Annotated in this window: 10 protein-coding genes; 4 read left to right on the forward strand and 6 right to left on the reverse strand. The window is 69.1% G+C overall.

The genetic code is table 11. The features are described 5' to 3' along the window. The first annotated feature begins 276 nt into the window (after positions 1-276). A complete protein-coding gene (gene ilvA / locus MFF22_RS05820) occupies positions 277-1,794 on the forward strand; it encodes a threonine ammonia-lyase, biosynthetic (protein ID WP_238248040.1) in 1,518 nt (505 codons plus the stop codon). Positions 1,795-1,828: 34 nt separating this feature from the next. Here the strand turns inward: ilvA and MFF22_RS05825 are convergent, their stop codons facing one another. Further along, entirely contained in the window at positions 1,829-2,773 is a 945-nt protein-coding gene (locus tag MFF22_RS05825; RefSeq protein ID WP_238248041.1) for an EcsC family protein, read from the reverse strand. Positions 2,774-2,799: 26 nt separating this feature from the next. Then, complete coding sequence (locus MFF22_RS05830; RefSeq protein ID WP_238248042.1) at positions 2,800-4,203, reverse strand: AmpG family muropeptide MFS transporter; 1,404 nt, start codon at positions 4,201-4,203, stop codon at positions 2,800-2,802. A 200-nt stretch (positions 4,204-4,403) separates the two neighbouring features. Here MFF22_RS05830 and MFF22_RS05835 point away from each other — a divergent pair, with 200 nt between their 5' ends. Then, positions 4,404-5,444: a PAS domain-containing protein gene (locus MFF22_RS05835; protein ID WP_283206159.1), complete on the forward strand. Its 1,041-nt coding sequence runs from the start codon at positions 4,404-4,406 to the stop codon at positions 5,442-5,444. Between the two features lie 185 nt (positions 5,445-5,629). On the opposite strand, the gene mutS is transcribed toward MFF22_RS05835, so the two are convergent. The 3 genes from mutS to MFF22_RS05850 all read right to left on the reverse strand — a co-directional run bounded on the left by mutS (position 5,630) and on the right by MFF22_RS05850 (position 9,831). Beyond that, entirely contained in the window at positions 5,630-8,365 is a 2,736-nt protein-coding gene (gene mutS, locus MFF22_RS05840) for a DNA mismatch repair protein MutS (RefSeq protein ID WP_238248044.1), read from the reverse strand. Between the two features lie 108 nt (positions 8,366-8,473). Further along, a complete protein-coding gene (locus MFF22_RS05845; RefSeq protein ID WP_370877539.1) occupies positions 8,474-8,770 on the reverse strand; it encodes a hypothetical protein in 297 nt (98 codons plus the stop codon). 140 nt (positions 8,771-8,910) lie between these two features. Next, positions 8,911-9,831, reverse strand: coding sequence for an alpha/beta fold hydrolase (locus tag MFF22_RS05850; RefSeq protein WP_238248045.1), 921 nt, complete (start codon positions 9,829-9,831; stop codon positions 8,911-8,913). 148 nt (positions 9,832-9,979) lie between these two features. Here MFF22_RS05850 and MFF22_RS05855 point away from each other — a divergent pair, with 148 nt between their 5' ends. Next, positions 9,980-10,732 carry an SDR family oxidoreductase gene (locus MFF22_RS05855; protein ID WP_238248046.1) on the forward strand — a complete coding sequence of 251 codons (753 nt, stop codon included), beginning with the start codon at positions 9,980-9,982 and terminating at the stop codon, positions 10,730-10,732. 65 nt (positions 10,733-10,797) lie between these two features. Here MFF22_RS05855 and MFF22_RS05860 read toward each other — a convergent pair whose 3' ends face one another. Continuing rightward, a complete protein-coding gene (locus tag MFF22_RS05860) occupies positions 10,798-11,769 on the reverse strand; it encodes a polyprenyl synthetase family protein (protein ID WP_238248047.1) in 972 nt (323 codons plus the stop codon). Between the two features lie 48 nt (positions 11,770-11,817). Here MFF22_RS05860 and mtgA point away from each other — a divergent pair, with 48 nt between their 5' ends. Beyond that, positions 11,818-12,567: a monofunctional biosynthetic peptidoglycan transglycosylase gene (mtgA, locus tag MFF22_RS05865; protein ID WP_238248048.1), complete on the forward strand. Its 750-nt coding sequence runs from the start codon at positions 11,818-11,820 to the stop codon at positions 12,565-12,567. Positions 12,568-12,580 lie beyond the last annotated feature (13 nt).

Here is a 12,580-nt window from a genome sequence, read left to right on the forward strand (position 1 = left end):
TCCCACCTCCGTGCTCATCCTGAGGTGCCGTCGTGAAACGACGGCCTCGAAGGAGAGCTGCAGTTCGCCCACGTCATCTGGAGCCCTCCTTCGAGGCGGCTTCGCCGCGCCTCAGGATGAGGGAGTGGGTGGGAAAAGTTCGAACTCTTTGCCAAGCTTAAGCCGGGTGAAAACGCGCCGCGTCATGGCGTGCGCGATGGCCGGGTTGCGTGGGGTGCCCTCGCCTCGCACGACGGAAGGGTCTAGAGCGCGAGGCTCACGACAAAATCCGTGGCCATGACCGACTATATCAAGAAGATCCTCACCGCCCGCGTCTACGACGTGGCGATCGTGAGCCCGCTCGATCCGATGCCGCGCCTTTCGAGCCGGCTGGAGCGACCCGTGCTCCTGAAGCGCGAGGACCTGCAACCGGTCTTCTCGTTCAAGCTTCGCGGCGCCTACAACAAGATGTCCGGCCTCGCCCCCGAGCAGATCGCCAAGGGCGTCGTCTGCGCCTCGGCGGGCAACCATGCCCAGGGCGTCGCCCTGGCGGCGGCAAAGCTCGGCGCCCGGGCGGTGATCGTGATGCCGCGCACCACCCCTTCCATCAAGGTCGATGCCTGTCGGGCGCGGGGGGCGGAGGTCGTCCTGCACGGCGACGCCTTCGACGAGGCCCTGGCCGAAGCCCGCCGTCGGGAGCACGAAGACGGGCTCACCTTCCTGCATCCCTTCGACGACCCGGAGGTGATCGCCGGCCAGGGGACGATCGGCAAGGAGATCCTGCAGCAGCATACCGGGCTCATCGAGGCGATCTTCGTCCCCGTCGGCGGCGGTGGCCTCGCGGCGGGGATCGCGACCTTCGTGAAATACCTGCGGCCCGAAACAAAGGTGATCGGCGTCGAGCCCGAGGACGCGGCCTGTATGAAGGCCGCCCTCGACATGGGGGCGCTGGTCGATCTCCCCTCCGTCGGCCTGTTCGCGGACGGCGTCGCGGTGCGCCGCGCGGGCGAGGAGACCTTCCGCCTGTGCCGCGAGCACCTCGACGGCGTCATCACCGTCGACACCGACGCGATGTGCGCGGCGGTGAAGGACATCTTCGACGACACCCGGGCCGTCTCCGAGCCATCCGGTGCCCTCAGCCTCGCGGGTGCGAAGATCTATGCCGAGCGGGAGGGCGGCACCGGCACGCTTGTGGCCGTATCTTCGGGCGCGAACCTAAATTTCGACCGCCTTCGGCACATCGCCGAGCGGGCTGAGATCGGCGAGCAACGGGAAGTCCTGCTGGGGGTAACGATCCCCGAGCGGCCGGGGGCCTACCGCGCCTTCATCAACGCGCTCGGGCCCCGCGCCATCACCGAGTTCAACTACAGGCAGGCGCTGGCTTCGGATGCGCAGATCTTCGTCGGCATCAACCTGAGCGGGGGCAAGCGCGAGAAGCAGGAGCTGATCGGCTCCCTGCGCGAGGCGGGCTATCGTGTCTTGGACATGAGCGACAACGAGATGGCCAAGGTCCATGTGCGCTACATGGTTGGCGGCCGCAGCCCGGGCCTGGGGCACGAGCGGCTGTTCCGCTTCCAGTTCCCGGAACGGCCGGGCGCGCTGATGAAGTTCCTCGACGCCCTCGGGCCGGATTTCGACATCACCCTGTTCCACTATCGGAACCACGGTGCCGATTACGGTCGCGTGCTTGCCGGCATCGACGTGCCGCCCGGCGAGACGGCCCGGTTCGATGCGGCCATCGAGTCCCTCGGCTATCCTGCCACGGACGAGACCGACAACCCGGCCTACCGCCTTTTCCTCGACGGCGCGGTGTAAGGGCGGGCCAAGGACGACCACCCTTGTGCGCGCGTCAGGCGGGGCCGAGGGCGGCCTTCTCGATCTCGTAGGCGGCGCGGACCGCTGGAGCGCCATAGCGCCGCTCCAGGCGGCGGATGGTGAAATGCGCCCGGGCCGTCGTCTGGAAGTGGCTCATGAACACGGTGTTGACCGCCGCTCCGCCGACGGCTCCGAGAATCGGCACCGCCTGAGCCGCCACCTTTTCCGACACGACGATGCCGAACCGGGCCGCGACCTGTGCCGCAAAACGCATGAGGGCCGGGCCCGACTGGTCCGCCAGGGCGATGGTGCCGGCGTATTTGGCCGCCTCGGCCATCGTCTTGGCGAGGGCGGCCCTGACGGCGAAGTAGCCGCTCTCGGTCAGGGTCGAGCCGGTATCCGCCGAGGTCGCGAGCTTGCCGCCGCCCAGGGCGAAGACCTGGATGCAGGCCAGCGCTCCTTCGGGGGTGCCGATCTCCTCACCTTCCTCGCGGGCGATCTCGGCGATGGAACGGAGCATCAGCGTCGTCGAGACGGGGAGTTCGACCGCGATGGTCGCGAGGCCGAACGCCCCCCCCAGCGCACCGGAGACGGCGGCCATCGCCCGGTGCTTGCCGTCTCCGGAGCCGATCAGACGCATGAACCGGTTCTCGCCCTTCGGCTGGGTGACCGGCAGCACGCTGGGGTCACCCTCGGCGGCGCTTTCCTTCGGAAGGGTCGCGAGTGCCACGCGGATCGCCGCCCGCAGGGCGGATTCCGTGCTCTTGGCCACCACGTCCATCACCGGGGCCGGGAGGGACCGTCCGATCAATTCGATGGGCGTGCCGGCCGCCGCCGACAGGCGCGCGGCGAGGCCAGGGCGTTCGAGGGCCTGCACCGCCCTGCGAAGGGCGGCGAGATCCTCCTCGCTCAGGGTGGGAGTCGCTTGGTCAGACGCCGGAAGGATCTCGCCTGAGAGGATCACATCACTGCCGCTCATCGCACCTTCGCTCCGGATCATGTCCCTCAGGCCAGACTTTTCGCCGCCCCGGTCTCACCGGCAGGCGCCCTCGCGGGGGAAGGAAGCGGGGAGATGCTCGGGGAGTTCCCATCCGTGGCCGCCTCTTTCCGTGCGGCCGCCGCAGAGCTACGCCGCCCCACCGCGAGGCAGAGGGCCAGCACGGGCAGGCCGATGAGGGAGGTTAGCACGAAGAAGGCCGGGTAGCCGATCGCCGCCACGATGAATCCCGCCGAGCCGGCAATGAGCTTGCCCGGCAGGGCGTAGAGCGACGAGAACAGGGCATATTGCGTCGCCGCATAGGCCGGGCTCGTCAGGCTCGACATGTAGGCGATGAGCACGATGCCGGCGAAGGAGCCGCAAAAGTTCTCGATGGAGATGGCGATGGTAAGCCGCCAGAGCTCAGGCGCGCCCGCCGACAGCCACGCGAAGGCGAGGTGGGACGACGCGGCCAGGAAGGCTCCAAGCAGGAGCGTCGGGAAGAGCCCGAGCCGGGCCAGCGCCCAGCCTCCCGCGAAACCGCCCGCGATGCCGACCCAGACACCGTAGAGCTTCGTGACTGTGGCGATCTCCTTCAGGTCGAAGCCCAGGGTCCGGTAGAGGGGGCTCGCCATCACGCCCGAGAGAAAATCCGGCAGCCGGTACAACGCCACGAGCAGGAGGATGGCATAGAGGGCCGGGCCGAAGCGGGCGTGCAACTCGGTGAGGGGCTCCGCCAGGGCCCGGCGGGCCGACCAGAAGCGCGAGGCGCGGGCCGCCTCCGGCACTGCATCCCGCCGACGGTCGTAGGCCGGGGCGAAGAGCGCTGCGACGAGGCCGACGAGCATGAGCCCGCCCATGCACAGGTAGGCCACCTTCCATCCGCCAGATGCCGCGATGAACAAGGCCCCCGCGCCGGCCGTGATGAGGCCGAGGCGGTAACCAAGGTTCGACGTGGCGGCGAGGATGCCCTGCATGTCGCTTCCGGCGGCGTCGATGCGCCACCCGTCGATCACCACGTCCTGGCTCGCCGCACAGAACGCCACGAGGAAGGCGCCGAGCCCGAGGAGGGCGAGGTCCGACTTCGGGTCCGCGAAGGCCATCAGGACAAGGCAGGCCGCCGTGGCCGTTTGGGTCGCCACCATCCATGAGCGACGCCGGCCGAGGGCCCGGGAGAGCAGTGGCAGATCGAGCCGGTCGATTATCGGCGCCCAGAGGAACTTCAGCGAGTAGGGAAGCGCCACGTAGCTGAAAAGGCCGATCGTCCGGACGTCGATATCGGAAAAGGCGAGGCGCAGGGTAAAGGTCCCCAGCACCAGAAGAAGCGGAAGCCCCGAAGAAAAACCGAGGGCGAGCATCAAGACGATGCGCTTATCCTCGACGATGTCCCGAAGCCGAAACCGGCGCGGTTGCTCCTGGGCGGCGACGGCCATCGGCGGAACTCCTTGAACGGCCCGCTCTTGTCAGGCAGAAACATGGCGACCTTGCGCCGCACATGTCTCGCCGCGCGGGCCAGCCCTTCCATCATGGTCAATGCCTGCTTAATGGCCCTTTACGCCGGGCCGAAGCAAATGGTCGGCGGGGTAGATTGGATAGGGCGTTGAGTATCGGGTCCGAAGGCGGTCCTCCAGCCATAACCCTTGCGAGCGCTTTCGCGGCGACACCATCCCCGATGCTCGTCACGGACGCCCGTGCGCCCGATCACCCGATTGTCTGGGTCAACGAGGCGTTCACCCGGCAGACGGGCTACACCGCCGACGAGATGCGCGGCCGCAATTGCAGGCTGTTGCAGGGCCCGGCGACCGACCACGCGCAGGTGGCCCGCATGCGCGACGCGATCGCAGCGGGCAAGGCGACGTCGGTGGAACTGCTCAACTACCGCAAGGACGGCACATCGTACTGGAACGCGATGACGCTCACGCCCGTCCACGACGAGAATGGGCTGGCCTACTTTTTCGCAACGCAGACGGACACGACGCATATTCACCGGGCGGAGCTGACCCGGCAGATGAAGGAGGAGGTGGAGAAGCAGGTCGAGGCTCGCACCGCCACCCTGAACACCGCCCTCGACCAGAAGACGGCGCTGCTCCGGGAGATCGACCATCGGGTCAAGAATAACCTTCAGGTGATCTCTTCGCTCATGCTGCTGAAGGCCCGGCGCATGCCGGAGGTGGAGACCCGCCTCGCCCTCGAAGGCATGGCCGAGCGCATCGGGGCGATCTCCATCGCCCATAGGCTCCTCTATGCCGAGGAAGAAGGCACTCATTTCGGACTGACCGAGTTCGTGAGCGAGTTGCTGTCCGATCTCGACGCCGGCATGGCCGACGACCGGATCTGCATCGATACGGAGGTCGAGGCCATCAGGCTGCCCGCCTCCATGGCGGCGCCGCTGGCGCTGATGATTCACGAACTCGCGTCCAACGCCCTCCGCCACGCCTTCCCGGGCGGTCGAGCGGGACGGGTGGCGATCACGGCCCGGCGGACTGAGGCCGGGATGCGGATCGAGGTGAGCGACGACGGGATCGGACTTGCGAATGACACGCCGAACGAGGCGGGTTTCGGCCGCAGCCTCGTGGAGATGGTCGCCCGACAGCTCCGCGGGTCCGTCCGCTGGATCGCCGACGGGGATGGCACCCGGATCGAGATTGCGATTCCCATCCGGCCTGGGTCTTAGCGCAGTGTCGTGGATACTCGGATCAAATTGCGTCTGTCGTCTTTGCGAGCGAAGCGAAGCAATCCAGGGATTCTCCGCATCCGGTCAGGTTCCGCTGCCCTGGATTGCTTCGCTGTCGCTCGCAAAGACGGTCGAAGGGGCCATCCAGACCAAACCGAGACCGGACTAGCGGGCTGCCGACGGCCTCAGCCGGGGCCCCGTAACGCCTCCCGCTCCCGCTTCAGGCGGTAGAGGGTGTCGAGGGCCTCGCGGGGGGTCAGTGCGTCGGGATCGACGGCATCGAGGAGCGGGCCGAGGGGATCCTCCGGGGGCTCGCTCGCCGGTTCCGGCGGGGGCGGCGGGTCGAGGGTGGCGAACAGGGGCAGGTCGTCGATCCGGGCCCGGGCCGAGCGACCGCCCTGGGACTTCTCCAGGCTCTTGAGGATCGCGCCGGCCCGGGCGACCACCGGCGCCGGCAGCCCGGCGAGGCGGGCGACCTGCAGACCGTAGCTCCGTTCGGCGATGCCGGGCACGACCTCGTGCAGGAACACCACCCCGCCGCGATGTTCCGCGACCTTCAGGGTGGCGTTGTCGATCCGCGCCAGCCGATCGCCCAGGGCGGTCAGTTCGTGGAAGTGGGTGGCGAACAGGGCCCGGCAGGCATTGGACTCGTGGAGATGTTCGAGGCAGGCCCAGGCGATGGACAGTCCATCGAAGGTGGCCGTGCCGCGGCCGATCTCGTCGAGGATCACCAGGGAACGCCGGGTCGCCTGATTCAGGATCGCCGCGGTCTCGACCATCTCGACCATGAAGGTCGACTGGCCGCGGGCGAGGTCGTCCGCGGCGCCGACCCGCGAGAACAGCCGGTCCACCCGCCCGATCCGAGCCGACGCCGCCGGGACGAAGGCGCCCATCTGCGCAAGCACGACGATCAGCGCGTTCTGGCGCAGGAAGGTCGACTTGCCGCCCATGTTTGGGCCAGTGATCAGGCGGATGCGGCCCCGCCCCTCCCCCGACAGGTCGCAATCGTTGGCAATGAACGGCTCCCCCGTCCGCCGCAGGGCGGCCTCCACCACCGGGTGCCGGCCGCCGACGATCGCGAAGGCCAGGGACTCGTCCACGATGGGCCGGCGCCAATCGCATTCCACGGCCAGCGCCGCGTGGCTCGTCGCCACGTCGAGGGAGGCCAGGGCATCCGCGACGGCACCGAGGCTCGCAGATGCCGCGACGATGGCGGCGGCCAGATCATCGAACACCTCGCTCTCGAGGGCGAGGGCGCGGTCCGACGCACCGGAGATCTTCCGCTCCAGTTCGCCCAGTTCCACGCTGGTGAAGCGCATGGCATCGACCATGGTCTGCCGGTGGACGAATTCCTTCTGGAGGCCCTTCAGGCACGCTTCGCCGATCGATTGCGGCACCTCGATAAAATAGCCGAGAAGGTTGTTGTGTTTGATCCGAAGGGTCCGGCAGCCTGTCTCCTCGGCGTACCGGGCCTGGAGGGCGGCCACGACTTTCCGCGAATCCTGACCGAGCAACCGGGCTTCGTCGATCTCCGCCAGGAAGCCCGGCCGGACGAAGCCGCCGTCGCGGCGGGTCAGCGGCAGATCGTCGGCGAGGGCCGCGGTCAGGGTCGCCGCGAGGTCGGGATCGACGCCTGCCAGCGCACGGCCGATCTCCGCCAGCGCGGCCGGCAGTTCGGGCGCCGCAACCAGCGTGTCGGCGATCCGTTGCGCCGCCGCGAGGCTGTCCCGGATCGCGGCGAGGTCCCTGGGGCCGGCCCGGCCGAGACCGATCCGCGAGAGGGCGCGGGGCAGGTCCGGCGCGGAGGCAAGGGCCTCGCGGCAGCCCTCGCGGAGGGGGCCGTCCTCGGCGAGGCGCGCCACGGCGTCCTGCCGCCGGGCGATGCGCGTGAGATCGGTGAGGGGCCCGGCGAGGTGCTCCGCGAGCAGGCGGGCGCCGTTGGCCGTCACCGTTCGGTCGATGGTGGCGAGGAGGCTCCCGGTGCGTTCGCCCGCGAGAGTCCGCGTCAGTTCCAGGTTGGCGCGGGTGGCCGCGTCGATAGCCAGCGTCGCCCCGGTCTCTTCGCGGCTCGGCACGGCCAGGGGCGCCCGCGCCGCGAGTTGCGTCCGCGCGATGTAGAGGAGGCCCGTGCCGGCCGCCGCGATTTCGGCGCGGGTGAACCGGCCGAACCCGTCGAGCGTAGACACGCCATATTGCTCGCGGATCCGCCGCTCGGCGGCGGCGGGCTCGAGTTCCGCCTGAGCTAGGGGGACGACGGCCGCCCGCGTGTTGTCCTGCCACAGGCGGGCAAGGCCGGGATCGGCGTGGATCACCTCCGAGAGCACGATCTCACGGGGATCGTGCCGGGCGATGGCGCCCGACAGCTCGCCGGCCGGAACCTCGCTGAGGGAAAAGCGACCGGTGGAGATATCGATGGCCGCGAGGCCGTAGACGTACCCGCCGTCGGAGATCTTCTGCCGCCCGATGGCCAGGAGGAGATTGGCGCTCGACGGATCGAGGAGGCGGTCTTCGGTGATGGTGCCGGGGGTGACGAGCCGCACCACCTCCCGGCGCACCACGGATTTCGGCCCGCGCCGCTTCGCCTCGGCCGGATCCTCCGTCTGTTCGCAGACCGCGACCCGGTGGCCGAGGGCGATGAGACGGTTGAGGTAGTCGTCCGACCGCTCGACGGGCACGCCGCACATCGGGATTTCCGATCCCGCATGCTTGCCCCGTTTTGTCAGGACGATGCCCAACGCCCGGGATGCGATCTCCGCGTCCGCGAAGAACAGCTCGTAGAAGTCTCCCATCCGGTAGAACAGGAGACAATCGGGGTTGGCCGCCTTGATCTCGATGTACTGCGCCATCATCGGCGTGGCGCCCGCCGGATCGAGACCGTTCGTCTCCTGCGGCGCGGTGGGGGAACGAGATGAGCGGCCCATGCCGCCTCATACCAGAGCGCCGGCTGCGAATCAGTCCCGCCGCCCTGCTTGCCTGGGGACGTCGTGGCCCGGCGCCTCCGCCGGGCCACGACGTCCGGGGGCGAGCGATCAGTAGCGCGGACCGCCCGTGGTGTTGCCGAGCTGCTGCTTGTAGCCCGGCTGCTGCGGGTTGCGGGCGTTCGGATCGCCGTGACGCATGACGTTCCGCCGCCGCATCATGCGCTCATGGCGGGTGGAATGGTGGCGGTGCATCCGGTGATGACGGTAGTGATACATCGCCACGGTATCGACGAGGCCCGCCGGCCCAAGGCCTGCCTGGACCTGCACCGGAGCGGCCTGGGCCGGAGCGGACAAAAGCGCACCGAGCACGAGGCCGGCCGCCAGGGAATTACGAAGAGAGATCACGAAGGTCCTCCGCACGAAAGTGTCATGCGGCGGCGTAAGAGGTTCAGCCGTCACGAAGTTCCGGCCCGTCAGACGACAAAACAGCGGCTTTGTCCGGTAAATTCAGGGATTATCGCCGCTTCGAATACGATGATGGCCCCTTAATCAGCCTGATCGACTGTTTTCCCGGATGCGAAGAATGCCTTAAGTTCGGCGTTCACCGTGTCAGCCTCCTCATGCTGAACCCAATGGGTGGCCCTCGGGAACCATACGATCCGGCCCCGGTCGCAGAGGTTCAGGCTCGCTTCGGCGAGGCCAGACTGGAGGGCGTGATCCTTTCGGCCCCACAGGATTAGCACCGGCATCCGCACACGAGGCGGATGGCGCCGGGGGAGGCGGACCAGGGCGCGGTACCATGCCAGCATCGCGGTCATCGTCCCGGGGGCGGTCCAGTCCCGGGCGTAGGCGTCGAGTTCCGCGGGCGAAAAGGTGCCCGGTCGGCTGGTATCAGAGAGGGCACGACGCAGGGCGCGGCCGTCTCGAGCGGTCAACAACGTCTCGGCCAAGCCGTGCATCTGGAAGACGCCGACGTAGACACTGCGCAACCACTGTCCCGGATGGCGGCGCAGGTAGGAACCGACGATGCCGGGATGCGGCGCATTCAGGATCGCGAGGCGCGCGACCCTGTCGGGATGGAAGCTTGCCGTCCACCATGCGACGAGGCCGCCCCAATCGTGACCGGCGAGGTAGAAGCGTTCGGCGCCGCAGGCTTGTCCCAACGCCACGACATCCCCGGCGAGGCGGTCGAGGTGGTAGGCGGAGACCCTGTCGGGCTTGTCGCTCGCCCCGTATCCGCGCTGGTCCGGGACGATCACCCGCCAGCCCGCTTCCGCCAGGGGCGAGATCTGCCGTCGCCAGCCGGCCCAGCTCTCCGGAAAACCGTGCAGCAGGATGAGCACGGGTCCGTCGGTGGGCCCGGCCTCGGCCACATGAAGCGTGACGGAGCCAAGAGCGATCCGGCGGAAGGCGACGCCTTCGGGAGGTGGAAGAGACCCGGAGGACGAGGCGGCTGTTGGGGTCACGGGTCGCGGCGCTCCGGCTTCCCCGGCCTTGGGCCGTGGACTGGGGGACAATCCCCCGCGAGCCTTTTAGGGTCCGCCCTGCGCGCCGATTGCAACCCGCGCCTCGCCCGCACTACAGCCATTCGCAAACGAGAACCGGGAGGACGACGTGAGCGGAGCGGACAGGATTGCGATCGTGACGGGGGCCGGGACCGGCGTCGGCAAGGCGGCAGCCTGCGCCCTGGCCGGGGCCGGCTGGAAGGTCGTCCTCTCGGGTCGCCGCAGGGAACCCTTGGACGAGGTGGCCGGGAAGATCGGTGCCGAAAACGCCCTGGTCGTGCCCACCGACGTCACGGACCCGGACTCCATCCGGGCGCTCTTCGACGCCACGGTCTCGCGGTTCGGGCGGCTCGATCTGCTGTTCAACAATGCCGGGATCGGCGCACCCGCGGTGCCGCTGGAGGACCTTCCCCTGGAGACGTGGCGGCAGGTCGTGGACACCAACCTGACGGCTATCTTCCTGTGTACGCAGCACGCCTTCCGGATCATGCGCGACCAGACCCCCCGTGGGGGCCGCATCATCAACAACGGGTCGATTTCGGCCTACGCCCCGCGGCCCAATTCCATCGCCTATACGGCCACCAAACATGCGGTGACCGGAATCACGAAATCCACCTCCCTCGATGGGCGCGCCTACGACATCGCCTGCGGCCAGATCGATATCGGCAATGCCGATACGCCCATGGGCGGCCGGATGAAGGAGGGCGTGGCCCAGGCCGACGGCAGCATCCGCGCCGAAGCCGTGATGGATGCAGCCCATGTCGGTGACGCCATCCTGATGATGGCCAGCCTCCCGATCGACGCCAACGTCCAGTTCATGACCGTGATGGCGACGAAGATGCCGTATGTCGGCCGGGGGTGAGGCTCCATGGCGCCCCCTCCCCGCGGGGAGGAGGGGCCCGCGCCATACGGGTTCGCGCGGAACGCTCAGGTCTTCCGCGCGACCGTGAAACGGGCCGCGTCGCGCAGGACCCGGGCCTTCTCGCCCCATTGGGAGACGGCATCCTCGCAGACGCCCACGAGGCGGTCGCATTCGGCGCGGGCGCCGTCGAGGCCGAGGCGGTCCACCAGGGTCGCCTTCCCGGCGTCCTTGTCCTTGCCGGTGGCCTTGCCCATCGCCTCCGGTGAGGCCTCCCGGTCCAGGATGTCGTCCGCGATCTGGAACGCCTGACCCAGGGCGTGGCCGTAGCGCAGGAGCGCGGCGCGCTCCCGCTCGTTCGCCCCGCCGACGAGGGCACCGGCCTCCACGGAGAAGGCCAGGATCGCGCCGGTCTTCATGGCCTGCATCCGCAGGGTGTCGTCCACCCCCAGATCCACGGCTCCGAACCGGCCCTCGGCGGTAAGGTCGAGGAGCTGGCCTCCGACCATGCCGCCGAGGCCCGAGGCCCGGGCGAGGCCGAGCACGAGGTCGGCGCGGATCGCCGGATCGGGCTGCCACGCCGGATCGGCCACCACCTCGAACGCCAAGGTCTGCAGGGCGTCACCGACGAGGATCGCCGTCGCCTCGTCGTAGGCCTTGTGCACCGTCGGCTTGCCGCGGCGCATGTCGTCGTTGTCCATGGCCGGCAGGTCGTCGTGGACCAGGGAGTAGCAATGGACCAGCTCCACGCCGGCGCCGGCCGCCAGGGCCGCCGCCTCGGCGCCGCCGAGCATCCGCGCCGTCTCGATGGCCAGGAACGGGCGCAGGCGCTTGCCGCCGCCGAGCACCGCATGGCGCATCGCTTCCATCAGCCGGGGCGGGCGGACGATCTCGCCGGGCCCGACTTCGGCGCCGAGCCTTTCGACGAGGAAGGTCTCGACTTGGTCTGCAACCTGCGCGAGCCTGTGGGAAAAGTCGGGGGCGGAAGACTTCGCCTTGACCGGACGGCCTTCCGACTGCGTTGAGAGGTTCGAATTCATCGGGCGCTGCGTCCGGATTTGGCCGTGCGGGGTGAGTTGAGCATCGGCGTGAGGGAGGATGACATCGAAGCCGACGGGCCGCCCGACGAGGCGAAACGCCCGCGTCCGTCGGCCCGGCCGCGCCGGGCCGCCCCGTTACGCCGGGCGGTAGGGCTTGCGCTGCTCCTTCCCGCCATCATCGTCGTCCTCATGCTCACGCTCGCGCTCGTCTATAGCTCGGTGACGCCGCCGTCGACCCTGATGCTTGGCCGTTGGCTGACCTTCCAGCCGGTCGACCGGCAGGCGTTACCCCTGTCGCAAATGGCGCCCGCCCTGCCGCTGGCGGTCCTCACCTCCGAGGATCAGCGATTCTGCCTCGATCACGGCGTCGATTTCGGCGCCCTGCGGGATGTGGTGGAAGACGAGGATTCCCCGTCGCGGGGCGCCTCCACCATCGCCATGCAGACGGTGAAGAACGTGTTCCTGTGGCCGGGGCGGTCCTACATCCGCAAGGCTATCGAGATCCCCCTCGCCCTCGCCCTGGACAGCCTGTGGGGCAAGCGCCGGATGATGGAGATCTACCTCAACGTCGCCGAATGGGGGGACGGCATCTACGGCGCCCAGGCGGCGAGCCGCCGCTGGTTCCGCAAGGATGCCTCCGACCTCACCCGCTCCGAGGCGGCTTTGCTCGCCGCGGTGCTGCCGAACCCGATCCTGCGCAGCGCCGGCCACCCCTCCGCCGGCGTGCGTCGGCGGGCAGCGCGGATCCAGGGGATGATGGGGCGGACCGAAGGCCTGGCCGGTTGCCTCAAACGGTAGCCGGCGAGGCGAA

This window comes from Methylobacterium persicinum, assembly GCF_022179525.1.
GTDB classification, from domain to species: Bacteria; Pseudomonadota; Alphaproteobacteria; order Rhizobiales; family Beijerinckiaceae; genus Methylobacterium; species Methylobacterium persicinum.

Excerpts from the sequence above, each read along its gene's own strand:
- ilvA (WP_238248040.1), top strand. The coding sequence starts at position 277 with ATGACCGACTATATCAAGAAGATCCTCACCGCCCGCGTCTACGACGTG.
- MFF22_RS05825 (WP_238248041.1), bottom strand. The coding sequence starts at position 2,773 with ATGAGCGGCAGTGATGTGATCCTCTCAGGCGAGATCCTTCCGGCGTCT.
- MFF22_RS05830 (WP_238248042.1), bottom strand. The coding sequence starts at position 4,203 with ATGGCCGTCGCCGCCCAGGAGCAACCGCGCCGGTTTCGGCTTCGGGAC.
- mutS (WP_238248044.1), bottom strand. The coding sequence starts at position 8,365 with ATGGGCCGCTCATCTCGTTCCCCCACCGCGCCGCAGGAGACGAACGGT.
- MFF22_RS05860 (WP_238248047.1), bottom strand. The coding sequence starts at position 11,769 with ATGAATTCGAACCTCTCAACGCAGTCGGAAGGCCGTCCGGTCAAGGCG.